A 23,492-nucleotide genomic window follows, 5' to 3' on the forward strand; every position below is an offset into this window, starting at 1 on the left:
CAGGCCCTCCGACACCGCGCTACTGTGTCCGCCCCACCGGCCCCGGATCCACCTGCCATGCCCCGCCTCTTTCCGTCCCTGCTCGCGGTCGCCGTCCTCGGTCTGGCCGGTGCTTCGAATGCACATGCCGCCGACCGCATCACCGGCCAACCGTTCGCGACCCGCAGCGAGGTGCATGCGCCGCACGCGATGGCCGCGACCTCGCATCCGCTGGCGACGCAGATCGCGCTCGACACGATGAAGGCCGGTGGCAGTGCGGTGGATGCGGCGATCGCTGCGAATGCCGCGCTCGGGCTGATGGAACCGACCGGCAACGGCGTCGGTGGTGATCTGTTCGCGATCGTCTGGGATCCGAAGACCAAGCGTCTGTACGGCTACGACGGTTCGGGCCGTTCGCCGCGTTCGCTCACGCTCGCCGAGTTCCAGCGGCGTGGCCTGACCGACATTCCGGCGCACGGTCCGCTGCCGGTGACCGTGCCCGGCGCGGTCGACGGCTGGTTCGCGCTGCACGGCCGCTTCGGCAAGCGCGCGATGGCCGACAACCTCGCGCCGACGATCCGCTACGCGCGCGAAGGCCATCCGGTGCACGAGGTCATCGCCTACTACTGGGACCGTTCGGTGCCGCGCCTGGGCAAGTGGCCGGGATTCACCGAACAGTTCACGATCGACGGCCGCGCGCCGCGCACCGGCGAGACCTGGCGCAACCCGAATCTGGCCAACACGCTGCAGGCGATCGCCGACGGTGGCCGCGATGCGTTCTACAAGGGCGACATCGCGCGCACGATCGGCGACTACTTCGCCGCCAACGACGGCTTCCTCGCCTACGAGGACATGGCCGCGCACACCGGCAACTGGGTCGAGCCGGTGTCGACGACGTATCGCGGCGTCGAGCTGTGGGAGCTGCCGCCGAGCGGACAGGGCATCGCCGCGCTGCAGATCCTCAATCTGCTCGAACCCTACGATCTGAAGTCCTACGGCTTCGGCAGCCCCGAGCACGTGCACCTGTTCGTCGAGGCCAAGAAGCTCGCCTTCGCCGATCGCGCACGCTGGTATGCCGACCCGGCTTTTCATCCGGCACCGGTCGAACGCCTGATCTCCAAGGACTACGCCCGCGAGCGCGGCGCGCTGATCTCGATGGACACCGCATTGCGCGAAGTGCAGCCGGGCACGCCGAAGCAGCTCGACGAGGGCGACACGATCTATCTGACCACCGCCGATAGCGAGGGCATGATGGTGTCGCTGATCCAGTCCAACTACCGCGGCATGGGCAGCGGCATGGCGCCGCCGGGTCTGGGGTTCATCCTGCAGGATCGCGGCGAACAGTTCGTGCTCAAGGAAGGCCACCCCAACAGCTTCGAACCGGGCAAGCGCCCCTTCCACACCATCATTCCCGCCTTCGCCACGAAAGACGGCGAGCCGTGGCTGAGCTTCGGCGTGATGGGCGGCGCGATGCAGCCGCAGGGCCATGTGCAGATCCTGATCAACATGCTCGACTTCGGCATGAACCTGCAGGAAGCCGGCGACGCGCCGCGCATCCAGCACGACGGCTCGACCGAACCCACCGGCCAGAACACCGCGATGACCGACGGCGGCGAAGTCGATCTGGAAACCGGCTTCCCCTACGAAACCGTGCGCGCGCTGATGCAGAAGGGCCATTCGGTGCGCTTCTCGCACGGCCCCTATGGCGGCTACCAGGCGATCATGAAGAACCCCTACGGCGGCTGGACCGGCGCCAGCGAGTCGCGGAAGGATGGGCAGGCGGCGGGCTACTGACGGTAGCATCGCCTCCGGATATTCTCCGCCGCCTCATTCGAAGGACTGGCGGACATGCGGGGATGGATCGTGGCGGGGCTGGTGGTGCTGGCGGTTTCGGGTGCCGGTCTGCGTGGCCGGGACGATGTGCAGCCGGCCCTCGCCGACATGACCGTTGACGAGCATGCGCCGGATGCGTTCTCGCGGATGCAGCGGGCGCGCCCTGCCGCAGCGCCTGCGAAGCCTGCCGAAGCGTCTGCCGCCGAGGTTGCACCGCCTACAGTCGACGACTGATCGTTCCGCGGCGCCCGTCACCGCGGCAGGCCCGATAGACTGCGGACACACCGTTCACAGGGATGTCCGATGCGCCTGCTGCCACTGACTGCCGTGCTCGTGCTCGCCTTGCAGGCCACCCCTGCCGATGCACAGGCGCCGTATTCCCGCTTCGGCGAGGATGCGCCGCCTCAGGCCACGACAGACGAGGCCGCCATGCGCGGCGCGTGGCAGAGCTGGTCGCAGCGCAGCGCGGCCGCACTGGCTGCGACGGGACAGCCGCGCGAGCTGGCATTCGCCGCCGTGCTGCATGGAATGGCCGATGCCCCGCCACCGGATCCGGATGGCGACACGCCCTCGCGCCCGGTCACACCGGACCCGCAGACCGCCGCCTGGCGGCGCGACGCCGCGGCGCGTGCCGGCAACGACGTGCTGGCCAACACCCTGCTCGCCTACGGCAGCGACGAGGCGACCCGGTTGCGCGCCGCGCAGCGTTGGCTGGGCGCAGATCCGCAGAATCTCGCGCCGCTGTTGATGCGCGGTGGCAATGCCGACGTGCTGCTGTCCGACGCGCGCACCGCGACGCGGTTCGACCTGGGCATGCTCGAACAGGTGCGCTGGATGAAGGCCGCCCTGTTGCGCACGCTGCCGACCGCATCCGAGCGTGCCGCGTTCGCCGACGCGGGTGACTTCGTGGCCGAGGAACATGCCGCGATCCAGGCGATGGGTCTGTGGGCGGCGGTTGCGATTCCGGGCCTGCAACCGCTGATGGAAGGCTGCGACGTCGACGCACTTCGCACCTCGACGTCGCGCGCGCAGGATTGCCGCCACGTCGCCCGGCTGATGGCCGAGCATTCGGACACGCAACTCGGCACGATGATCGGACTTGCACTCTCGGAGCGCACCGCGCAAGGCGCCGCCGAACGCGCCGAGGTCCAGGCGCGTCGCCGCACGCTGGACTGGCGGAACCTCGAATGGGGGCGCGCGTCGATGGACCTGCCACGGGACGGCGCACCGCAACTGGTGCGCCTCCTCGCCGACCCGTCGATCCGCACCGAGGCCGACCTCGTCAGCCGGGTCTTGCAGGAGGCGGGCGTGCCGCTCGAACCGCCGGCGGGCTGGCAGCCACCGCGCTGAATCGTCGCGCGGGGCGCCGGTTCAGCGCTCCAGCGGATAGACCTGCGACACCTCGCAGCGCGCGCCAAACGGCGATACGGCGCCATGGAACGTGTCGAGGCCGGGCATGCCGCCGGTGTTGTCGCGGGTGAACACCACGTGGTCGCCGGCATTGCCGCAGACCATGCCCAGCCCCATCGCCGAGACCAGCGACATCGACGCGGCGCCCGATTGCATGCTGCAGGAGCCCCGGGTCTCGATGCGATAGAACCGGTGGCCACCCGAGCGACGCGGTGAAACCTCGACCACGATGCCCTCGGGCGTTTCGTGCCAACCGCGCATCCAGCTGTTGGCGACGCAGTAGTCGGGCGTGCCGCGGAAGCCGCGTTGCCGCGCACTCGTCACGACCACCGTGTCGAGCGTCTGCATGTCCGCGTGCGCGCGCTTCAGCAGATCGGCATAGGTGCGCGTGTCGATCACGGCGGTTCCCGCGACCGGACACTCGCGCGTCCCGGAACGCACCACTTCCCCGTCAAGACCGCAGACCCAGCCGGACCAGCCGATCACCTGCACGCCTTCGCCCTCGAGAATGCCCGGGCAGGACGCGCCCAGTGCCAGCACATGTCGCCGACCATCGCCGCCGCGGATCGCGAGCGTCCTGTCGTCGGCCTGGTAGGACTCGGTGATGGTGCGCCCGTCGATGCAGTGTGCGGCGGGAAGCGCCCGCGTTTCGGCCGGGCAGACGCCGGGCAGTGCGGCCAGTCCGATGGCCAGCGTGGCGTTGCGGAATCCATGCATCCGTGCGTGCTTCCATGTCCATTGCGCGCCGAGGGACGCAGAGCCTAGCAAGCCGGCGCGCCACGATGTCACCTCTGGTGGCCGGCGATCGCCAGGCGCAGAATCGCGCCAGCGTCGGCACCGCGTCGGCGCATGGGGACGGAGACATCCGATGCGACATCTGTCGACCGCCTGCGGCCTGCTGGCCGCGGTGCTGATCGGCTGCGCCAGTGGTCCGGCCGCGGCGCAAGCCTACAACAGCTTCACCCTGGGCGCGGGCTTCACGCCCGACCCGCAGACCGGCAACGGCGAGACCGGCGGACAGACCCAGGCCACGCGCTTCGGGCCGCAGTGCAGCGGCGTCATCGACAGCACACCCGACCACACCATCCGCGTGACCTCGCCGCTGGACCTGCGGCTGTCGGTGGAAAGCACCACCGACTCGACTCTGGTCGTGGTCGGACCGGCCGGCGTGTTCTGCGACGACGACAGTGCCGGTCAGCTCGACGCTCAAGTCGATGCGCGACTGACCCCGGGCGACTACGCCGTCTACGTCGGCCATATCGAACAGCCCGGTCGCTACACGCTGACGCTGACCGAGACAGACGGCGCGCGTGCCTCGGCAACCGGCGACGGCCAGTACGCCAACTTCAGCCTGGGTGCCGGCTTCACGCCCGACCCGCAGGTCGGCGCCGGCGAAACCGGCGGCAACGTCGAGGCCAGCCGCTACGGTGCGCATTGCAGCGGCATGATCGACACCACGCCCGATCACCGGTTGACGATCACCAGCACCGTCGCGCTGCAGCTAAGGGTCGACAGCACCACCGATTCTAGCCTCGTGGTCATCGGACCGGGCAAGGTGCTGTGCGACGACGACGGGGCCGGCGCGCTCGACGCGCAGGTCGTCGACACCTTCCGGCCGGGCGAGTACGAGATCTACGTCGGCCATCTGGGCCAGGCGGGCACGTACCGGCTGGAGATCAGCGAGACGAACTGACAGCGCGAAACGCGCGGGCGTCACTGCACCGGTGACGCCTGCGTCCACAAGACGCGACCGCCGCGTTCCGACGAGAACGCGAAGACGTAGCGCAGACGGATCGACACCGGATCGACACGCACGTCCGGCCCCTCGCAACGCGGGTCGGAATCGGGGTCGCCGCCGTCGGGAAAGGTGCAGACCGCGGCGCCGAAATACCGCCAGCGCTGCAGCGCCGCGCGCACGGCCGTCTCGAACGGCGCCGTGGCGGGATCGTCGGGATCGGCACAGTTGTCGCCCTGCTGGTCGATGGCAACGTCGGCGATGCCGCCCTCCGCTGTGACCACGAAAGCCGCGCACAGCTGCAGCACACCGCGCAGGGCGGCGCGCGCCGGATAGACGGGGTCGGGATCTTCGATCGGCGCCGCCATCAGGAACCGCTGGTTCGTGTCCACCTTGTGCACCTGCGCGAAGGGCGGCAGCACCATCTCGCGTTCCACACGCTGGACGCGATGGCTGCAGGCGGTCGCGAGCAGCGTCGCGACGACGGCGGCGGTGGTGATCGGCAAGCATCCGTGCGAAACCATGTGACATCTCCGTGTCGCCGCGACCCGTCGCCGCGATGAAACTTCCGTAGCCTGCCGCGGCCAAGCGCCGCGCCTGCGCAGGCCAGTCGATCAGTCCGCGGGCACCGTGCGTTCGCGCGCCCAGCTGCGCAGCGCGTCGACCTGCTCGCGCATCATCACCGACAACGGCCGGGTGTCGCGCAACGAGTCGAGCAGCAGCGGTTGCGCCAGCGGCGCGCCGGCGGCGTGTGCGGCATACAGCGCGGCGACGATGGCCTGTTCGATCTCGGCACCCGAAAAGCCTTCGGCTTCGATCGCCAGCGCCTGCAGGTCGAAGTCTGCAAGCGTGAACCCGCGACGGGCGAGGTGCACCGAGAACACCTCGGCGCGCACCTCGGCGCTCGGCAGGTCGACGAAGAAGGTTTCGTCGAAGCGGCCCTTGCGCAGCAGTTCCGGCGGCAGGTCGTGGACCTGGTTGGCGGTCGCGACGAGGAACACCTTGGACTTGCGCTCGGCCATCCAGGTCAGCAGGAAGCCGAGCACGCGCCGTGAGACGCCGCCGTCGCTGTCGCCGCTGGAGGCCAGGCCCTTCTCGATCTCGTCGATCCACAGCACGCAGGGCGCGAGCTGTTCGGTCGAGGCGATGGCCTCGCGCAGGTTGCGCTCGGTCTCGCCGTGGTACTTGTCGTAGAGCGTGCCGAAATCCAGCCGCACCAGCGGCACGCCGAAGCCGCCGGCGATGGCCTTGGCCAGCAGCGACTTGCCGCAACCCTGCACGCCGAGCAGCAGCACGCCCTTGGGCGGGTCGAGGCCGGGCGGCGCATCGCCTTCGACGAAGACGCGCCGGCGCTGTTCGACCCAGCGCTTGAGCCGACGCGCACCGGCGACATCGGCAAAGCCCGCCGTGTCGTACTCGTAATGCAGATGCCCGCTCTTGTTGAGCAGTTCGAACTTCAGCTTGGCCAGCGCCGGCAGGTCGTCGTGCGCGAGTGCGCCGTCGGCGTGGATCAACTGCCGGGTGATCCGGCGCGCGTCGCCCAGCGACAGCCCCTGCAGGTTGCGCACGATCTGCCGCACCGCATCGGCGTCGGCCTCGACCCGGCGGCCGCCGTGCTCCTGCTGGTAGGCCGCGGCTTCCTCGCGCACGAGTTTCAGCAGGGCATCGGCATCGGGCAGTCGCGGGCGGAAGCGGACGGCCATCGCTTCCAGATCGGCCGGCAGTTCGACCTTGTGGCCGACCAGCACGATCACGTGCGGCAGGCAGTGACGCCGCTGGATCAGATCACGCAGCTGGCGCTGGGTACCGGCGTAGCCGAGATAGGGATGGAAATCGAGCAGCAGGTAGATGCCGCGCTGGTCCGCATCGCGGATCGCGGCGAGCGTGTTGCTGGCATCGGCGGCGGTGTCGGTCTCCGACTCGCCGTCCAGATCGATGCGGCGCAGGCCTTCGGTGATCGTCCAGCGGTACAGCGCGCGCCAGACCTGCAGCAGCGATTGCCGGAACAGTTCGACCACGCGCGGTTCGTCAGGGGTTTCGACGACCACCAGGGGCGTGTTGGCCCGGATCAGCGCGGCCAGGTCCTGCAGTTCGCTCATCGGGCGTCGCGCTCGGGTTCGAAGGTGTTGGAACGCCGATGTTAAACGGGCGACGCGGGCCGCGGTCGCCGTTGTCCGGCGGAGCGGTGTACGCTCGGTTGCGCGAACCGATCCGGAGACTTCGATGAAGACGGTACTGGTGGCCAGCTCCAAGGGCGGCGTCGGCAAGACCACGATCGCCACCCATCTCGCCGCGCATGCCACGCTCGATGGCGAGTCGACGGTGCTGATCGATGCTGATCCGCAGCATTCGTCGACGCGCTGGGCCGAGCGTCGCGCCGGCATGGAGGCCGCGGTGCTGCCGATCGACGGCAGTGCGCGCCACAAGAAGGTGCTGGCCTCCATTCCCGACGGCGCGACGCGTCTGGTCGTCGACGGCGCGGCCGGTGCGATGGCCGACGACCTCGACGCCTATCTCGAAATCGCCGACGCCGTGGTCGTGCCGGTGCTGCCCTCGGCGCTCGACATCGACGCGACGGTGGGCTTCCTCAATACCCTGGCCAAGCACCCGCGCGTGCGTCGCGGGCAGACCCGCGTGGGCCTGGTCGCCAACCGCCTGCGCCCGCATACCAACGCCTCGCAGCAGGCGCTGGCGCTGCTGGAACAGTGGCCGTATCCGGTGGTCGCGCAGCTGCGTGACAGCCAGGCCTACGTGATGCTGGTCGGGCTGGGCAAGAGCCTGTTCGACTACCATTCGGCGCAGGTGCGCGACCATCAGGACGACTGGGCGCCGCTGCTGAAATGGCTGCGCAAGTAGCACGTCGCGTGCGGCGTTCACCGTATCCGAACGCCGTATCCGCCATCTAAGCCACCACACGAGGCCGACGACCGTCCATGCGCGAACTGATCCTGCTCCGCCACGCCCACGCCGATCCTGCCCTGCCGGACCAGGCCGACATCGATCGGCCGCTGTCGGCCGAAGGCCTGGCGGAGGCGGAGTCGGCCGGCCGCTGGCTGCGCGAGCAGAACCTCGTGCCCGACTGCGCGCTGTGTTCGCCTTCGCGTCGCACACGCGAGACGCTCGAAGCGGTGCTGGGCGTGATCGGCTATGTCGACCAGCGCCTGGAACCTACGGTCTACGACGCAACCCCCGGCACGCTGGCTGCCCTGCTCGACGAGCATCGCGAGACCGGCCGCCTGTTGCTGGTCGGCCACAACCCCGGTCTCGAACGCCTGGTCGCGCTGCTGCACAGCGGCCAGACCGGCGAGTACCGAGGCATGCCGCCGGGCGGCATCGCGGTGCTGTCGCTGCCCGATGGCGCGGCTGTCGAACCGGCGGTGGCGTCGCTGTCGGCGTTCTGGTGGCCGTAGCCGTACCGGCGCTCGCCCGCTGTCCGCCGTACCGTCCATGACCCGCGCTGCCGTTCCGCTGCTGCGCACGCTGGCGCTCGCCGGCCTGGTCGCGCTGTGCGTCGCGCCGGCCACCGGCGTGGCGGCGGCCGGACCCGGCCATGTGATCGGGCTGGACACGAAGCGTTCGGAGATCGGCTTCAACCTCAAGACCCGCTGGGGCCAGCAGCTCGACGGGCGCTTCGACGACTGGCGCGGCGAGATCTCGGTGCTGGCCGACGGCCGCCACCAGGTCCATCTGGTGCTCGATGCGGGCAGCGTGGAAATCGTCGACAGCCGTGCCTACACGCGCATCACCCGTGGCCCGGGTGTCTTCGACGTGGCCCGGTACCCCGAGGTGCGGTTCGTGTCCGATCCGTATCCGGCCACGCTCGCCCGCGAGGGCGGCGAGATGACCGGGATGCTCAGCATCCGCGGCGTCCAGCACCGCGAAACCTTCCGCATCGCGGCGGCGAATTGCGCGCGGCCGGCGTTCGACTGCGAGGTCTACGGCGAAGGTGACGTGCGCCGCAGCCGCTACGCGATGGACCGCTGGGGCTATGCGATCGCCGACCAGGTCCGGTTCACGCTGCGGATCCGCGCACTGGGCCCGCAGTGATGCCGTCCTGGATCCGGCTCCTGGTGCTGGCGATGACGCTGGCCGGCACCGCCTGCACCTCGCTCTCGCCCGCCAAGCGCGATGCCGCCGCGCACATCGCGGTCGAGGCGCGTTCGACCGAAGTGGTCTGCGACCGCAGCGATGCCTGCGCGACGCCTTCGCCGCTGCGCGAACTGGGCACGCGCGCATTCGCCCGCAGCACGCCGGCGTCGCCGCGCCACTACGCGGTGCTGCTCGAGTACGGGCAGGACGCGCTGCTGGCGCGGCTGGACCTGATCCGCGGCGCGCAGCGCACGATCGACGTGCAGACCTACATCTTCGACGAGGACGACGCCGGCCACCTCGTGCTCGAGGAACTGCTGGCCGCCTCGCGCCGTGGCGTGCAGGTGCGTCTGCTGGTGGACCAGCTCTCGGCCATGCGCACCGTAGAGACACTGTCGGCGCTGGCCGGTGCGCACACCAATTTCGAGATGCGCATCTACAACCCGGTGCTCGGACGCGCGCGCATCAGTTATCCGCAGTACGCGCTGGCCGCGGCCTGCTGCTGGCGACGGCTCAACCAGCGCATGCACAGCAAGTCGCTGCTGATCGACGGCGTGGTCGGCATCACCGGCGGGCGCAACTACCAGGACGACTATTTCGACTGGAGCGACACCTTCAACTTCCGCGATCGCGACGTGCTGATCGCCGGCCCGGTGGTCGAGGCGATGGAGGAGAACTTCGTCGCGTTCTGGCATGCGCCGCTGAGCACGCCGGTCGAGCAGCTGGGCGACGTGGGCCGCCATCTGCTGCGTGATGGCGTGCCCGAGGTGTCGTTCCAGGCATACGAGCGGCCGGCGCGGGTCGCGGCGATGTCGGCCGATGCCGAGGACACCGCGCTGGTGCGCACGCGCCTGGCCGACATGGCGCTGGAAGTGGGCACGATCGAGTTCATCGGCGACCTGCCGGCCAAGCACCGCCGCAACCGCGAAGCCGCCCAGGCGGCGATCGCCGCGACGCCGCGCCTGCGCGAACTGATCGAATCGGCGCAGGACGAGGTGCTGCTGCAGACGCCCTACCTGGTGCTGTCGAAACCGGCCGAGCAGATGTTCGCCGACCTGCACGCGCGCCCCGACGCGCCGCAGGTCTCGGTGTCGACCAACAGCCTGGCCGCGACCGACTCGTTCATCACCTACGCGCTGTCCTACAAGTACAAGCGCCGCCACCTGCGCGATTTCGGCTTCCACATCTACGAGTACAAACCGTTCCCGGAAGACGCGCCGATCGACCTCGAGGTCACCGGCGCGGTCGGCCTCTCCTGGAACGCCGACGGCAGCGTCAACCTCGACGAAAGCGGCACGGCCGGGTCGTCGACGACGCGCGAGGACATCATCGCCGCGCGGCCGGCGAGCGCACCGCCGCTGACGCGCGAGTATTCGGCGCTGCGCTATGCGGGCGTTGGCGTGAACCGCCGTGTGCCGCTGAACCGCACCGGCTTGCGCATGGGGCTGCACGCGAAGTCGCTGGTCGTCGACGAACGCATCGGCGTGGTCGGCACCCACAACTTCGATCCGCGCGGGGACAACCTCAACACCGAGAGCGCGGTGGTGATCGACGACCCGCGTTTCGCACAGCGTCTGGCGGCGAGCATCCGGCGCGACATGTCGCCAGCCAATGCCTGGACGATCGCGCGTCGCGACCCCGCGCCGGTGCTGTCGGGGATCGATTACCAGATGGCGAAGGTGTCCGAACGCCTGCCCCTGTTCGATCTGTGGCCCACCCGCTACGCGACCAGCTTCGAGTTCCAGCCCGGCCCGGACTGTCCGACGCCCCTGCCGCCGGACGCGCCCGGATTCCGCGAGTGCTACGTGCCCGTGGGTGACTTCCCGGAAGTGAGCATCGGCTTCCGCAGCCTGTTGACGCGAATCTTCACCGCGTTCGGCGCCGGGCTCGTCCCGATCCTCTGACGCCCGCGCGGGCAGGGCCAGCAGCCCGCATTCCGCCTTCGCCTGCACTCCCGGTCTGCTCAGACAGGCACCTCCGTGTCGCGCCCGGGGTTTTATGAACGCAGGATTAATGAAACCGGTGAATTCGCACAACATGACTTCCTGCAGGTGGTGTTCTCGAACAGTGGTGTTGTAGTCTACCAACACACCAAATCACAGACACACCGGAGACCCGCCATGCAGACCCAGAGCACCACCGCCCGCACCGCCGCTCCCGTCCGCGCCTTCGGCACCGGTTACGGCCGCAGCAGCAGCTACGGCACCCCGCGCAGCTACACCGCCACCACCGTCCCCGCGCGCTTCCGCGTCGCCTGATTACCCGCCCTTCTCTGGAGAACGCCATGTCCCGCATGCACGCCATCGTCCACGCCGCCGCCCATCTCGCCCCGCCGGTCGCGGCCATCCGCCAGGCCCGTCTGTTCGGTGTCGGCTACGGCCGCAGCAGCGGCTACGGCACGCCCCGCAGCTACGCCGCCGCCTCGGTGCCCGCCCGCTTCCGCGTCGCCTGATTCCCACCCTGTCCTGGAGACCGCCATGTCCCGCATGCACGCCATCGTCCACGCCGCCGCCCATCTTGTTCCGGCCAACGCTTCGCGCCCCGCCCGCCAGACCGGTACCGGCTACGGCACCAGCAGCAGCTACGGCGCCCCGCGCAGCTACGTCACCGCCACCGTTCCGTCGCGCTTCCGCATCGCCTGATCGCCCCACCGCGATCACCGCCGGTCCCTGAAGCGTTCCCCCGATCCTCAGGAGTTCCGCCATGTTCCGCACCGACACTACCGCCCCGGCCAGCGCCGCGTTTCCGATGCCGGCCTGCATCGCCCAGCCGACCCGCTTCCATGCCCAGGTCCGCGCCACGCGCAGCGCCTTCCGGCTGGACACCCGCGACAGCGCGATGCCCGCGCGCTTCCACATCGCCTGATCCACCGCATCCGCCGGTCGAATCCGGCACACCGCGGCCGGCCCACGCGTCATTGCGACGCGCCATTCCGCCGGCCGCGCTGCGCACAGCGCCACAAGGGCCTAAGCTGCCCGGCTTTCCTCCGGAGCTCCCACGCGCATGTTCCGCAGCGACACCTCGCTCGACCAGCTCAATACGATGTCCGCCAACACCGCGATCGCGGCGCTGGGCATCGTCTTCACCGAGATCGGCCCTGACTTCCTGCGCGCGACGATGCCCGTCGACGGCCGCACCCATCAGCCCTTCGGTCTGCTGCACGGTGGCGCCTCGGCGCTGCTGGCCGAAACGCTGGGCAGCACGGCCGGCGGACTCGCCGCGCCCGACGGCTGCGGCGTGGTCGGGATCGAGATCAACGCCAACCATCTGCGCGGCGTGCGCAGCGGCATCGTCACCGGGACCACGCGTCCGTTGCACGTGGGCCGCAGCACCCAGGTCTGGGAGATCCGCGTCGAGGATGCGGCCGGCAAGCTGGTGTGCATCTCGCGACTGACGCTCGCCGTGGTGCCGAAACCGTGAGACGCGACGTCTCCGCTTTGGGTATCGTGCAGCGATGAATTCCGCTTCCGTTCGCGCCGACGCCGGCGGCACGCCGGTGCGCGTGCTGCGTTACTGCGTGCGCGTGCCGGTCCTGCTGTGGCATGTGTTCGTGCACTTGCCGGTGTTGCTGTTCACGATGCTGCCGCCGATCGGGCGCCGTCGCCTGCGCAGCGGCGAGCGCGTCGACCACCGCATGATCCGCTGGTGGCAGGGCGGGCTGATGCGCGTGTTCGGCTATCGCATGCATCGCCGCGGTACGCCGCTGCCGGGCGCGGTGCTGTTCGTCGCCAACCACGTCAGCTGGGTCGACATCGTCGCGCTGCACAGCCAGCGCATGGTCGGCTTCGTCGCCAAGCGCGAGATCGCCGGCTGGCCCGTCGTCGGCTGGCTGGCCGCGCGTGGCGAGACGATCTTCCACCAGCGCGGCAGCACCGAATCGCTGGGCGGCGTGCTCGAGGAAATGGTCGCGCGGTTGCGCGACGGCCGCCCGGTGGCGGTGTTTCCCGAGGGCCGCACGCGCGGCGGTGATCATGTCGGTCCGTTCCACGCGCGCATCTTCCAGGCCGCGGTCGAGGCCGACGTGGCGGTACAGCCGGTCGCGCTGCGCTACGGGCACGCGGGTTCGGCACAGACCATCGTCGCGTTCCGCGAGCGCGAATCGTTCTTCGCCAATTTCCTGCGCCTGCTCGGCGAGCCGGGTGGCGAGGCGGACGTGATGTTCCTCGAACCGATCCGCGCCATCGATGCCGAAGGGCGCCGGCGCATGGCCGGACTGTCGCGCGAGCGCATCGTCGCCGCGCTGGGCGATCGCACGTGAGTGCCGCGCATCCGTCGTCGCCGACGGATGCGGTCGGCCTGGCGCCGGACGGCATGCGCGTGGGCGGCAGCGACTACACGCCGCCGCTGTGGCTGCGCAGCCCGCACGTGCAGACCATTCTCGCCAGCAGTCCATGGCGGCGGCGGCGCGGTGCGCGCGCGCTGGCGGCCACCGGCGCGGTCACTACCGAGCATCTGGTCGACGGCGGCGATGGCGTGCGCCTGCACGGCCTGCACAGCGTGGTGCGCGGCACCGAGCCGCGCGGTCTGGCCCTGCTGCTGCACGGCTGGGAAGGCAGCACCGAATCGAGCTACATGCGCCAGACCGCGGCCCACATGCTGCGCGCGGGCTACGAGGTGTTCCGGCTCAACTTCCGGGATCACGGCGACAGCCACCACCTCAACCAGGCGATCTTCCACTCCAATCGCATCGACGAAGTCGTGCATGCGGCGGTGGACATCGCCGCGCGTTTCGCCTCGCGGCCGATGATCGCCGCGGGCTATTCGCTGGGCGGCAACTTCGCGTTGCGCCTGGCGCTGCGCGCGCCAGCGGCCGGCCTGCAGCTGGCGGGCGTCGCGGCGGTGTGCCCGGTGATCGATCCGGCCCGGACGATGCTGCACATGGAGCGCGGGCACCGCATGTACCTGCGCCACTTCGAGCGCACCTGGCGCGCCTCGCTGCGCCGCAAGCGCGACCTGTTTCCCGACCACCACGTGTTCGACGACGCGACGCTGCAACTGGGCATGCGTGAGCTGACCGACTGGCTGGTCCAGACGCACACCGATTTCGGCACGCTCGACAATTATTTCGACGGCTATTCGGTCGCCGGCGAGCGGCTGTCGTCGCTGCAGGTGCCGGTGGACATCCTGATGTCGGCCGACGATCCGGTGATTCCGCTCGACGCCTTCCATGCGCTGGCACTGCCGGCGCACGCGCGGCTGGAGATCAGCCGCTGGGGCGGGCACTGCGGCTTCCTGCTCGATCGCCACCTCGACGGTTTCGCCGAACGCTGGGTCACCGAGCGCCTGGGCGCCCACGCCGACGCCGCCCGCGAAGCCACGGCGCGCACCCGGTTGGCGACCGCAGTGCACGCGGGAACATCGCAGCCGCCGCTGTAGAGATCGACGCGCGGGTACGCGTGCTGCGCGCCGCACTCCCGTTTCCGGCCCAGGCCAGACGCGGTCGCCCGGCCGGCTGCACGGGCGCCTGCAGCCTCGGGCCGGCCTGCGCATGGCCGCTACAATGCGCGACCTTGCCTTTGTTCGGCCCTGCGCCGGGATGTCCAGCATGTCGCAACAGATCTTCGAAGCCCTGCATCGCGGTGACAACGCACAGGCGGTCGCGCTCGCGCGCCGTGCACTGGCGGCCGCGCCGGACGACCTCGAAGTGAAGCGGGCCGCTGCCCTCGCGTTCCGTGCGACCGGCGACCGGGACGCGGCGCTGTCGACGATCGACGCGGCGATCGCGCAAATGCCAGACGACGCGGAGTTGCACTTTCTGCGCGCAGGCATGCTGCTCGACATCCAGGACGTCGGCAGCGCCCAGGCGGCGCTCGCGCAGACCGTCGCCCTCGATCCCAACCAGTTCGGCGCCTATATCGTCCAGGCGCAGATGGCCGTGGGTCGCAACGATTTTGACGAGGCCGAGCGGCTCACCAAACTCGCGGCACGCGTGTCTCCGGACCACCACTGGACGCTGATGCTGCAGGGATCGCTGGCGTCGCGCCGGGGCGAGCACGATCGTGCGCTGAGCCTGCTGTCCGCCGCGTCCCAGCGCGCGCCCGATGACCTGCAGGTGCTCAATGCTTTGGCGTTCGCCTATCTGGCCAAGGGCCACCTGGCGTTCGCCGAGCAGTCCTTCCGTCGCATGCTCGATCGAACCGGGCACACCCCGTTGCGCGGCCTGCTCGCACAGATCGTGCTGCAGCAGGGCCGGCCTGCCGAGGCAGCCGACGAGATCGCGGCCCTGCTGTCCGATCCGTCGCAGGTGACGCCGGCGATGCAGACGCTGGCTGGCGAACTCGAGCTGCAGGCCGGCCGACCCGAGCGCGCGAAGCCGCTGCTGCAGGCTGCGTTCGCCGCGCATCCCGAATCCCACCGTGCGACCAATGCCCTGTTGCTGTTGTGGGAGGCCACCGGCAACACCGAGGACACGCAGGCCACGCTCGAAAACGCGCTCGCACGCGAGCCCGGGCTCGATCATTTGTGGGTCGCGCGCCTCGCAATGGCCCCGTTCGGCAGCGATGAAGCGACGGCGATCGTCGACCGCTGGAATGCGGCGCGTCCCGATCATCTGCCGGCGCTGCAGGCCCAGCTCGCATTGGAAGCCGGGACCGGTGCCCACGCGGCATCGGAGGCGACCGCGCGCAGGATCGCCGCGCTGCAGCCCGGCCATGGCAATGCCACCCAGGTGCTGTTCGACCGCCTGCTCGACCGCGACCCCCCGGCCGCGGTGACCTTCGCCGAAGGATTGCTGCCGTCCGCCAGCGCGCAGGCGCGTCCGATGCTGCGGCGCTGGATCGGCATGGCGCAGGACGCGGCGGAGCGACCTGCCGATGCGCTCGCGACATGGCTCTCGCTCGCGGTCGAGGAAACGGCGCAGACGGGCGCGCCCCCCGTGTCGACGCCCGCGCCGGCTAGCTGGCCCGACAAGGCGTCCGTCGACGGCGCGCGCGCGCCGGCGGTATTCCTCTACGGCCCCCCTGGCTCCCAGGTGGACCGGATTGCCAACGTGCTGCAGCGCGCGCTGCCCGAGTTCCGCTCTGACCGGTTCGCGACCGCCGTCCAGGACCCGTTCCAGGACAGCAACGTGCCGGCGCGTCTTGCAGAGGGCGTGTTCACTGCGGAGCAGGTCGCTGGCGGCTGGCAGTCGCAGCTGCCTGCACGCGGCGTCGGTGCGAACGGCGCCGTCATCGACTGGATTCCGTTCTGGGACAACAGCTGGCTGCTGGCGCTGCGCCCGCAGCTGCCGCAGGCGCGTCTGCTGTTCGCGGTCCGCGATCCGCGCGACATGCTGCTGGAATGGTTCGCGTTCGGCGCACCGGTGACGATGCGCATCACCGACGCCGACAGCGCCGCCGAGTGGCTGGCCGCACACCTGGCGCAGATCGCCGATGTGATCGAGCAGGACCTGTTCCCGCATACGGTCGTGCGCACCGACGCGCCGGGCGAGGATCCCGAGCGGCTGGCCACGCGTTTCGCCGAAGCGCTGGGCGTGCCCGCGTTCCCGACGCCGCCGCGCGAACTGCTGGGTCCCGATCGCATCCCCGCCGGCCGCTGGATGGCCTATCGCGAGGTGCTCGCCGGTCCGTTCGCCGCGCTGACGCCGGTGGCGGTGCGCCTGGGCTACCGTCAGGACTGACCCGGACACAGGAGACACCATGCGCATCCACAGCGACAGCTTCGAACACGGCAAGCCGCTCCCGGCGCGCTTCGCCGTCGGTACGCCGGACGGCTTTGGCGGCAACCGCAGTCCGCACCTGGCCTGGGACGACGTGCCCGAGGGCACGCGGTCCTTTGCACTGCTGTGCCTCGATCCCGACGCACCAACCGATCCGTCGCTCGCAGGCAAGGCCGGCGTCGAGATCCCGGTCGATCATCCTCGCGGCACCTTCGTGCACTGGGCGGTCGTCGATCTGCCGGCCGACCTGCGCAGCATCGGCGAGGGCAGCGCCAGCGACGGCGTGACCAAGGGTGGCAAGCGTCATCCGCCCGGTCCGTCCGGCGCCCGCCAGGGCCTCAACGACTACACCGGCTGGTTCGCCGGGGATGCCGAACTCGCCGGCGACTGGTTCGGCTACGACGGCCCGTACCCGCCGCCGAACGACCTGCGCACGCACCGGTACTTCTTCCGTGTGTTCGCGCTGGATGTCGCGACGCTCGACGTGCCCGAACGCTTCACCGCGGGCGACGTGCTGCGCGCGGTACAGGGTCACGTGCTCGCCGAAGCCACCACCTGGGGCAGCTACGCGCTGCATCCGGAGGCGGCGAAGGTCTGATCCGCGTGCACTGAAGGCGGGGCGCCGGCCGCGACCGCCGGCGGCCCTTCCCGGCCGCGTGGCTTGCACGGCGCGCATTGCGCCGTGGTCCTGCCGCCTCAGCGCGCGGCAGTCTCCGATTCGACGACCATGTCCAGCACATAGGCCTGCGCCGGGGCGTCCGCGGCCGGTTCGGGCACCTGGTAGCGCTTCACGCGCACGACGTTGCGCACACCGTCCTCGTGGGTGAAGCCCTCGATGTCCTCGAACATCGGCGCCCATTCGGCGTCGCCCGCCGTGCGCACGCCCTCGTCGTCGTACTGGATTTCGCGCACCTGCAGACACCGGTGTTCGGGCATCAGCGGATGCGTGCAGGCGACGCGCTCGGGTGCGATTTCCAGGAACACCGTCTCGCCGGCGCCGCCGTAACGGGCGTCCGCGGTCTGGCGACCATCGAAGGACAGCACGTCGCCGTTCTCCAGCGTCAGCGTCAGGCGCTTGGGCTCGCCGGCGCGCAGTGCGATCCGGTGCGTGCCGGGCAGACGCTCGCCGATCGCGCGTTCGCGCGCGGCCAGCGCCTCGTCCGGACAGGCCATCATCGTGGAGATCACCTGGTCGACGGTGATCCGGTCGTCGTCGAGCGCGGCGTTCGCGCCCATGCGATTGCAGACGTTGGACACGTGCACGCCGCCGTCGGCGAAATCCAGCTGCAGGGGCGCTTCGGGTCCGTCGAGCAGCGCGTCGATGCGGGCGCCGGCCGAGGTCTGCGCGTCGGTAAGGCGCCAGTGGTGGCTTTGCAGCATCGCCGTGTGATCGGCGGGTGCTGCATCCGGAATCGCGGCCGGCGCGGTCTCCGGAGTGGAAGCGGTGCCGGCCGGCGGGGCCGACGGTCCGCAGGCGGCCAACGCCAGCGGCAGCAGGAGCATCAGGGGGCGGCGCATCATCGGCGTCTCCTCGTTGCGATTCGGTCCGACAGCCTAGCGACCAGCGCCCGAACGCGGTGTGGTGGCGGCCGCCGGAAAAATTTCGCGGCGATGTCGATTTCCGCCGCGGTTGTCCGTCGTCATCACAGGACCGCCCTTCTGGCGGACGACCGGAGACCCCGATGCGATTCGATCCCTACCTGTATTTCGACGGCGATTGCGCCGAAGCGTTCCGCTTCTACGGCCGGCTGTTCGGCGCCGAGCCGGTGCTGATGCCCTACGGCGATGCCCCACCGTGCCCCGAACATCCGGTGGCCGCGCCGGAGCGGATCATGTACGCCTGCATCGCTGTGGACGGGCAGATGCTGATGGCCTCCGACGTGCCGCCGGGCACACCGCTGCCCGACGCGCCGCATGCCTTCGTCAACCTGGGCGTCGACAGCGACGCGGACGCCGAGCGGCTCTTCGCCGCATTGGCCGAAGGCGGACAGATCCGCGCGCCGATGGAGGAGACTTTCTTCGCGCACCGCTTCGGCATGGCCGTGGACCGCTTCGGCACCGGCTGGATGGTGCTGCACGCGAAGACCGGTTGCTGAGCCTCACCCCATCCCGTTCCGCACACCAGGAGAGCGCCATGTACCGTCCGCAGATCTACGTCAATCTTCCCGTCGATGACCTCGACCGCAGCGTGCGCTTTTTCACTGCGCTGGGCTTCGCGTTCGACCCGCGGTTCACCGACGAGAACGCCACCGCCATGATCATCGGCGAGGACAGCTTCGTCATGCTGCTGGTCAAGCCGTTCTTCCAGAGCTTCACGAAGGCGCCGCTGCCGGCGCCGGGGCACGTCGGCGCGATCATCGCGCTGTCGCAACCCGATCGCGCATCGGTCGACGCGATCGTCGCCAGGGCGCGTGCCGCCGGCGGCACGGTGAATGCCGAGCCGGTGGACCACGGCTTCATGTACCAGCACGGCTTTGCCGATCCCGACGGCCATCTGTGGGAAGCGGGTTTCATGGACATGGCCGCCTTCCCCTCGGAATGAGCGCACGACCGTGCATGCGGCAGTCGACCGTCGTCCGTGTCCGGCGCGGCCCGCGCCGCAGCGCGGCTTGCCCGCCGGCACGCGGAATGCTGTCATCGCCGCCCATGGACACGGCCGCCCTGCATCGCACGATCGAGACGCTCTGCCGCGAAGAACTGCCGAAGATCATCGGCGGCCTGATGCGGGTGGTGCGCGATCTGGATCTGGCCGAGGAGCTGGCGCAGGACGCGCTGGTCGCCGCGCTCGAACGCTGGCCGCGGGACGGGCTGCCCGACAATCCCGGTGCGTGGCTGATGACCGCCGCGCGTAACCGCGGCATCGACCGGCTGCGACGCGGGCGCCTGCTCGACGCCAGGCACGCCGAGCTCGCGCGCGAGATCGAACAGGCGCAGCGCGAGGCCGACGCGCGTGCGCAGGATGCGCTCGACGATGCGATCGGCGACGACGTGCTGCGGCTGATGTTCGTCGCCTGCCATCCGGCGCTGACGGTCGGATCGCAGGTCGCGCTGACGCTGCGCATGGTTGGGGGCCTGACCACCGACGAGATCGCGCGTGCGTTTCTGGTGCCCGAGGCGACGATCGCGCAGCGCATCGTCCGCGCTAAGAAGGGCATCGCCAAGGCCGGCACTCCGTTCGAAGTGCCGCAGCGCGCGGATCTGCCGGCGCGTCTGGCGGCAGTGCTGCACGTGCTCTACCTCGTCTTCAACGAAGGCTTCGCCGCCAGCAGCGGCGACGACTGGGCGCGCCCGGACCTGTGCGCCGAGGCGTTACGGCTGGTGCGCGTACTGGCCGGACTGATGCCGCACGAGGCCGAAGTGCATGCGCTCGAATCGCTGATGGCGCTGCAGGCCTCGCGTCTCGACGCGCGCGTCGATGCCGATGGCCATCCGGTACTGCTGCCCGACCAGGACCGTTCGCGCTGGCATCGTCACCTGATCGATGCGGGTCTGGCCGCACTTGCGCGCGCGCAGACGGCACGCGGCGCGGCGCCGCCCGGCGCCTACGAACTGCAGGCGGCGATCGCGGCCTGCCACGCACTGGCGCCGAGCGCCGCGACGACCGACTGGACGCGTATCGCCGCGCTCTACGGTCAACTGCTGGCGCTGACCGGCTCGCCGGTGGTCGCGCTCAATCGCGCGGTCGCCGTCGGCATGGCCGCCGGTCCTGCCGCGGCGCTACCACTGGTCGAAGCACTGGGCAGCGAGTCCACACTCGCCGACTACCACCTGTTGCCAGGCGTACGCGCTGATCTGCTGGCGAAGCTCGGCCGGCATGCGGATGCCGCTGCCGCGTTCGAACAGGCGGCATCACTGGCGCGCAATCCACGCGAGCGGGACTGGCTCGACGCACGCGCGGAAGAATGCCGCGCCCAGCTTTCCGCTTGAGCCCTCCTCCGCTTGCGAGGGAGGGTTGGGTGGGGGCGAACCGTCACTGCACAGTAGTATCCGTCGCGTGCAAATACGGTTGCGCTTTTGCGCTCAGTGCGTTGCATTCCGCACGTCCTGCTTGCCCCCATCCCAGCCTTCCCCCGCGCGCGGGGGAAGGGGCAGATTGCGACGACTCGCGGCTTGGCTGAGCCATCACGCCAGTCGGGGTAAAGGGCAGAGCTCAGCGCGAAGTCAATCCCGCGAGAGTTGCGTCGAACGCCGCGGCCACGCCGCGAGCAGCGCCCACAGCCCGCCAACACCGGCGACCCAGGTCGCCACCGGCAGTCCGACGATGCTCGGACCGCCTGCTTCGAGTGCGTACATCACCGCCGCGACGATCAGCAGTCCCACGCCGAGAATCGCGGCGACCACACGACGTTGCATGCCGTGCAGGGTCGCGTTCAATGCCGCGAGATCCTCGGAGCGCATCCGCAGTTCGTGGCGGCCTTCGACCTGCTGCTTGAGCCAGCCGTGCAGCAGGCGCGGCATGTCCGGCGCCTGGGTGATCAGTTCCGGCAGGCGGTCGCGGAACTCACGGCCCAGACGCTGTGGGCTGTAGCGCTCGACGAGGATGCGTTCGAGCACCGGCCGCGCGACCGCCCAGATGTCGAGCTTGGGATCGAGCAGACGGCCGATGCCCTCGATGCTCAGCAGCGTCTTCTGCAGCAGGATCAGCTGCGGCTGCAAGGTCAGCTGGTAGCGCTGCGCGGTGCGGAACAGCTTGCCCAGCACTTCGCCCAGAGAGATTTCCGACAGCGGCCGGGTGAAGTAGGGCTCGCAGACCGAACGCACCGCGGCTTCGAGTTCGTCGATGCGGATGTGGCCGGGCATCCAGCCGGCCTGGATGTGCAGCTCGGCGATGCGCCGGTAGTCCTGGCGGAAGATCGCCATGAAGTTCTCGGCGAGGTAGTACTGATCCTCGCGCGAAAGCTGGCCCATGATCCCGAAATCCAGCGCGATGAAGCGCGGGTTGGTCTTGCGGTCCCGGTCCACCCAGATGTTGCCGGCGTGCGCGTCGGCATGGAAGAAGTTGTCGCGGAACACCTGCGTGTAGAACACGCGCACGCCCTTGGCCGCGAGCGCCTTGCGGTCGATGCCGGCGGCGTCCAGCGCGGCGATGTCGTCACTGGGAATGCCGTGCACACGCTCGAGGGTGAGCACGCGCTGGGTGGTGCGTTCCCACACCGGCGCCGGCACGTAGAGATCGACCGAGCCGGTCCAGAAGCGCCGCAGCACCGATGCGTTCGCGCCTTCGCGCTGCAGGTCGAGTTCGGCGGCCAGCGTGTTCTCGATCTCGGCCACGACTTCGCGCGGACGGATCTTGTCGGCATTGGGATGCGTGCGGTCGACCAGTGCGGCGAGATTCTTCAGTAGCGCGACGTCGGCGGCGATCTGCTTTTCGATCGTCGGGCGCAGCACCTTGACCACGACCTCGCGCTGCGGGTTGCGGTCGTCAGCGGCCAGCGTCGCCGCGTGCACCTGCGCGATCGACGCCGATGCCAGCGGCACCGGGTCGAACTTCGCGAAAGCCTGCGCGATCGGCAGGCCCAGTTCGCGTTCGACGATGGACTGCGCGAGTGCGCCGTCGAAGGGCAGCACGCGGTCCTGCAACAGCGCGAGATCGTCGACGATGTCCGGCGGCACGAGGTCGCGGCGGGTCGAGAGGATCTGCCCGAACTTGACGAAGATCGGCCCGAGTTCCTGCAGCGCCAGACGCAGGCGCGCACCACGCGACTGCGCGGCGATGTCGGCCGAGGCACGCGGCACGAACGGGCGCGCGAGTTTCAGCCAGCGCTCGGCCGGCGTGCCGTCGAGCAGATCGTCGAGGCGGTAGCGCAGCAGCACGCGGCCGATGCGCGAGGCACGCAACACACCCTTCATGCGGCGGGACCGCGCTGCAGGCGCGACACGCGTGCGGCAAGCCGTTCGACATCGTCGCGCAGGCCGTCGACGTCGTCGTTGAACGCATCGAGCTCGTCGCGGCCGACGACATCGCGCGATTCCTCGGTCACGTATTCGACCGCGCTCTCGCTCAGCGTGCGTCCGAGATCCTGCGCCTGGCGCAGCGCCGAGGCGAAGGCGTTGGCGACCTGCACGCCGATGACGTCGCCGAACACCGCGACGAACGGCTTCTGCCAGTCGGGATCGAAATGGCCGGCCAGCTTCTGCAGCCGGCGGGCGAGTTCGGCATCCCCCGACACGCGGACCTTGCCGATCGGCGGTGCGTCGTCGCGGCGCAGGAACGGCAGTTGCGACAGCACGCCGGCGAGCGTGGTGCGCACGGCAAGATCCGGTTCGACGGCCTCGTCGACCGGGCCGACCCGCAGACGCTCACCGTCGACGCGCAGTTCGAGCGCCAACGGCGGCGACGCCAGCGTCAGTGCGATGCGTTGTCCGTCGAGTCCGGCGAGCGCGGCGCGCGTGTCGGCATCGAGCGCGAGCGCCTGGTTGAGCGCGGTTTCCAGCGCGCGTCCGGCGATCGGCTTGAGCGCCGCGAAGGGAGAGGGAAGGAATCCGGCCATGGCCGCATTGTAGCGGCCGATCACGCGGCATCACGTGCGCGGCGCGGTCGACGCCGGTCGGCTTCAAGACGCGGCGGAGGCCAAAAGAAAACGCCCGCCGGAGGGCGGGCGTTTCGAGTGCGTCGCAGAGGGGACCGTTACGGCCCGCGGCCGCGGAGCATCGAGATCACGGCCAGGATCAGGAACACGACAAACAGGATCCAGGCGATGTTGGTGGCGGCACCGGCGACACCACTGAAGCCGAGGACACCGGCGATGATGGCGACGACGAGGAAGATGACGGCGTAACGAAGCATGG

Annotated in this window: 27 protein-coding genes; 20 read left to right on the plus strand and 7 right to left on the minus strand. The window is 70.1% G+C overall.

The genetic code is table 11. The features are described 5' to 3' along the window. Positions 1 to 57 precede the first annotated feature (57 nt). From ggt to E2F49_RS11320, 3 genes are all read left to right on the plus strand, one after another. Positions 58 to 1,773: a gamma-glutamyltransferase gene (gene ggt, locus E2F49_RS11310; protein WP_133393975.1), complete on the plus strand. Its 1,716-nt coding sequence runs from the start codon at positions 58 to 60 to the stop codon at positions 1,771 to 1,773. Positions 1,774 to 1,827: 54 nt separating this feature from the next. Next, the gene (locus tag E2F49_RS11315; RefSeq protein WP_133393976.1) at positions 1,828 to 2,046 is read left to right on the plus strand and encodes a hypothetical protein; all 219 of its coding nucleotides are present in this window, start codon (positions 1,828 to 1,830) and stop codon (positions 2,044 to 2,046) included. 69 nt (positions 2,047 to 2,115) lie between these two features. After that, complete coding sequence (locus E2F49_RS11320) at positions 2,116 to 3,162, plus strand: hypothetical protein (protein ID WP_133393977.1); 1,047 nt, start codon at positions 2,116 to 2,118, stop codon at positions 3,160 to 3,162. A gap of 21 nt (positions 3,163 to 3,183) precedes the next feature. On the opposite strand, the gene E2F49_RS11325 is transcribed toward E2F49_RS11320, so the two are convergent. After that, on the minus strand, positions 3,184 to 3,939 hold the full coding sequence (locus E2F49_RS11325) for a hypothetical protein (protein WP_133393978.1): 756 nt from the start codon (positions 3,937 to 3,939) through the stop codon (positions 3,184 to 3,186). Between the two features lie 151 nt (positions 3,940 to 4,090). On the opposite strand from E2F49_RS11325, the gene E2F49_RS11330 reads away from it, so the two are divergent. Continuing rightward, positions 4,091 to 4,915 carry a hypothetical protein gene (locus tag E2F49_RS11330; protein ID WP_133393979.1) on the plus strand — a complete coding sequence of 275 codons (825 nt, stop codon included), beginning with the start codon at positions 4,091 to 4,093 and terminating at the stop codon, positions 4,913 to 4,915. 20 nt (positions 4,916 to 4,935) lie between these two features. On the opposite strand, the gene E2F49_RS11335 is transcribed toward E2F49_RS11330, so the two are convergent. Further along, positions 4,936 to 5,463 carry a hypothetical protein gene (locus tag E2F49_RS11335; protein ID WP_133393980.1) on the minus strand — a complete coding sequence of 176 codons (528 nt, stop codon included), beginning with the start codon at positions 5,461 to 5,463 and terminating at the stop codon, positions 4,936 to 4,938. Positions 5,464 to 5,571: 108 nt separating this feature from the next. Further along, positions 5,572 to 7,056: an AAA family ATPase gene (locus tag E2F49_RS11340; protein WP_133393981.1), complete on the minus strand. Its 1,485-nt coding sequence runs from the start codon at positions 7,054 to 7,056 to the stop codon at positions 5,572 to 5,574. 124 nt (positions 7,057 to 7,180) lie between these two features. Here E2F49_RS11340 and E2F49_RS11345 point away from each other — a divergent pair, with 124 nt between their 5' ends. From E2F49_RS11345 to E2F49_RS11385, 13 genes are all read left to right on the plus strand, one after another. Further along, entirely contained in the window at positions 7,181 to 7,813 is a 633-nt protein-coding gene (locus tag E2F49_RS11345; protein ID WP_133393982.1) for a ParA family protein, read from the plus strand. Positions 7,814 to 7,890: 77 nt separating this feature from the next. After that, the gene (locus E2F49_RS11350) at positions 7,891 to 8,367 is read left to right on the plus strand and encodes a SixA phosphatase family protein (RefSeq protein ID WP_133393983.1); all 477 of its coding nucleotides are present in this window, start codon (positions 7,891 to 7,893) and stop codon (positions 8,365 to 8,367) included. A gap of 37 nt (positions 8,368 to 8,404) precedes the next feature. Further along, positions 8,405 to 9,004, plus strand: a complete 600-nt coding sequence (locus E2F49_RS11355; RefSeq protein ID WP_165971210.1) for a YceI family protein — start codon at positions 8,405 to 8,407, stop codon at positions 9,002 to 9,004. Next, positions 9,004 to 10,950 carry a phospholipase D family protein gene (locus E2F49_RS11360; protein ID WP_133393985.1) on the plus strand — a complete coding sequence of 649 codons (1,947 nt, stop codon included), beginning with the start codon at positions 9,004 to 9,006 and terminating at the stop codon, positions 10,948 to 10,950. The genes E2F49_RS11355 and E2F49_RS11360 overlap by 1 nt, the downstream gene beginning before the upstream one ends. A gap of 216 nt (positions 10,951 to 11,166) precedes the next feature. Beyond that, complete coding sequence (locus tag E2F49_RS16410) at positions 11,167 to 11,304, plus strand: hypothetical protein (RefSeq protein ID WP_165971211.1); 138 nt, start codon at positions 11,167 to 11,169, stop codon at positions 11,302 to 11,304. A gap of 26 nt (positions 11,305 to 11,330) precedes the next feature. Beyond that, positions 11,331 to 11,498: a hypothetical protein gene (locus E2F49_RS16415; protein WP_165971212.1), complete on the plus strand. Its 168-nt coding sequence runs from the start codon at positions 11,331 to 11,333 to the stop codon at positions 11,496 to 11,498. A gap of 25 nt (positions 11,499 to 11,523) precedes the next feature. Continuing rightward, a complete protein-coding gene (locus E2F49_RS16420) occupies positions 11,524 to 11,688 on the plus strand; it encodes a hypothetical protein (protein ID WP_165971213.1) in 165 nt (54 codons plus the stop codon). 61 nt (positions 11,689 to 11,749) lie between these two features. Then, positions 11,750 to 11,911, plus strand: coding sequence for a hypothetical protein (locus tag E2F49_RS16425; RefSeq protein ID WP_165971214.1), 162 nt, complete (start codon positions 11,750 to 11,752; stop codon positions 11,909 to 11,911). Between the two features lie 138 nt (positions 11,912 to 12,049). Continuing rightward, complete coding sequence (locus tag E2F49_RS11365) at positions 12,050 to 12,466, plus strand: hotdog fold thioesterase (RefSeq protein WP_055250845.1); 417 nt, start codon at positions 12,050 to 12,052, stop codon at positions 12,464 to 12,466. Positions 12,467 to 12,500: 34 nt separating this feature from the next. Next, on the plus strand, positions 12,501 to 13,304 hold the full coding sequence (locus E2F49_RS11370) for a lysophospholipid acyltransferase family protein (protein WP_133393986.1): 804 nt from the start codon (positions 12,501 to 12,503) through the stop codon (positions 13,302 to 13,304). Between the two features lie 59 nt (positions 13,305 to 13,363). Beyond that, entirely contained in the window at positions 13,364 to 14,422 is a 1,059-nt protein-coding gene (locus tag E2F49_RS11375; RefSeq protein WP_133394123.1) for a YheT family hydrolase, read from the plus strand. Positions 14,423 to 14,591: 169 nt separating this feature from the next. Further along, positions 14,592 to 16,664 carry a tetratricopeptide repeat protein gene (locus E2F49_RS11380; protein WP_165971215.1) on the plus strand — a complete coding sequence of 691 codons (2,073 nt, stop codon included), beginning with the start codon at positions 14,592 to 14,594 and terminating at the stop codon, positions 16,662 to 16,664. A gap of 19 nt (positions 16,665 to 16,683) precedes the next feature. Continuing rightward, entirely contained in the window at positions 16,684 to 17,301 is a 618-nt protein-coding gene (locus E2F49_RS11385) for a YbhB/YbcL family Raf kinase inhibitor-like protein (protein ID WP_055250839.1), read from the plus strand. 98 nt (positions 17,302 to 17,399) lie between these two features. Here E2F49_RS11385 and E2F49_RS11390 read toward each other — a convergent pair whose 3' ends face one another. After that, entirely contained in the window at positions 17,400 to 18,224 is an 825-nt protein-coding gene (locus tag E2F49_RS11390) for an META and DUF4377 domain-containing protein (protein ID WP_341777519.1), read from the minus strand. Positions 18,225 to 18,385: 161 nt separating this feature from the next. On the opposite strand from E2F49_RS11390, the gene E2F49_RS11395 reads away from it, so the two are divergent. From E2F49_RS11395 to E2F49_RS11405, 3 genes are all read left to right on the plus strand, one after another. Further along, complete coding sequence (locus tag E2F49_RS11395; RefSeq protein WP_133393988.1) at positions 18,386 to 18,799, plus strand: VOC family protein; 414 nt, start codon at positions 18,386 to 18,388, stop codon at positions 18,797 to 18,799. 38 nt (positions 18,800 to 18,837) lie between these two features. Next, the gene (locus E2F49_RS11400) at positions 18,838 to 19,245 is read left to right on the plus strand and encodes a VOC family protein (RefSeq protein ID WP_133393989.1); all 408 of its coding nucleotides are present in this window, start codon (positions 18,838 to 18,840) and stop codon (positions 19,243 to 19,245) included. 104 nt (positions 19,246 to 19,349) lie between these two features. Beyond that, on the plus strand, positions 19,350 to 20,630 hold the full coding sequence (locus E2F49_RS11405) for an RNA polymerase sigma factor (RefSeq protein WP_133393990.1): 1,281 nt from the start codon (positions 19,350 to 19,352) through the stop codon (positions 20,628 to 20,630). 234 nt (positions 20,631 to 20,864) lie between these two features. On the opposite strand, the gene ubiB is transcribed toward E2F49_RS11405, so the two are convergent. The 3 genes from ubiB to E2F49_RS11420 form a co-directional block, all read right to left on the minus strand. Further along, on the minus strand, positions 20,865 to 22,553 hold the full coding sequence (gene ubiB / locus E2F49_RS11410) for a ubiquinone biosynthesis regulatory protein kinase UbiB (protein ID WP_133393991.1): 1,689 nt from the start codon (positions 22,551 to 22,553) through the stop codon (positions 20,865 to 20,867). Further along, positions 22,550 to 23,194, minus strand: a complete 645-nt coding sequence (locus E2F49_RS11415; RefSeq protein ID WP_133393992.1) for a ubiquinone biosynthesis accessory factor UbiJ — start codon at positions 23,192 to 23,194, stop codon at positions 22,550 to 22,552. Before E2F49_RS11415 ends, ubiB begins: the two co-directional genes overlap by 4 nt. 137 nt (positions 23,195 to 23,331) lie before the next feature. Next, entirely contained in the window at positions 23,332 to 23,490 is a 159-nt protein-coding gene (locus E2F49_RS11420; RefSeq protein ID WP_082387634.1) for a DUF1328 domain-containing protein, read from the minus strand. Between the last annotated feature and the right edge of the window lie 2 nt (positions 23,491 to 23,492).

The organism is Luteimonas terrae (assembly GCF_004358165.1).
Classification (GTDB): Bacteria; Pseudomonadota; Gammaproteobacteria; order Xanthomonadales; family Xanthomonadaceae; genus Luteimonas; species Luteimonas terrae.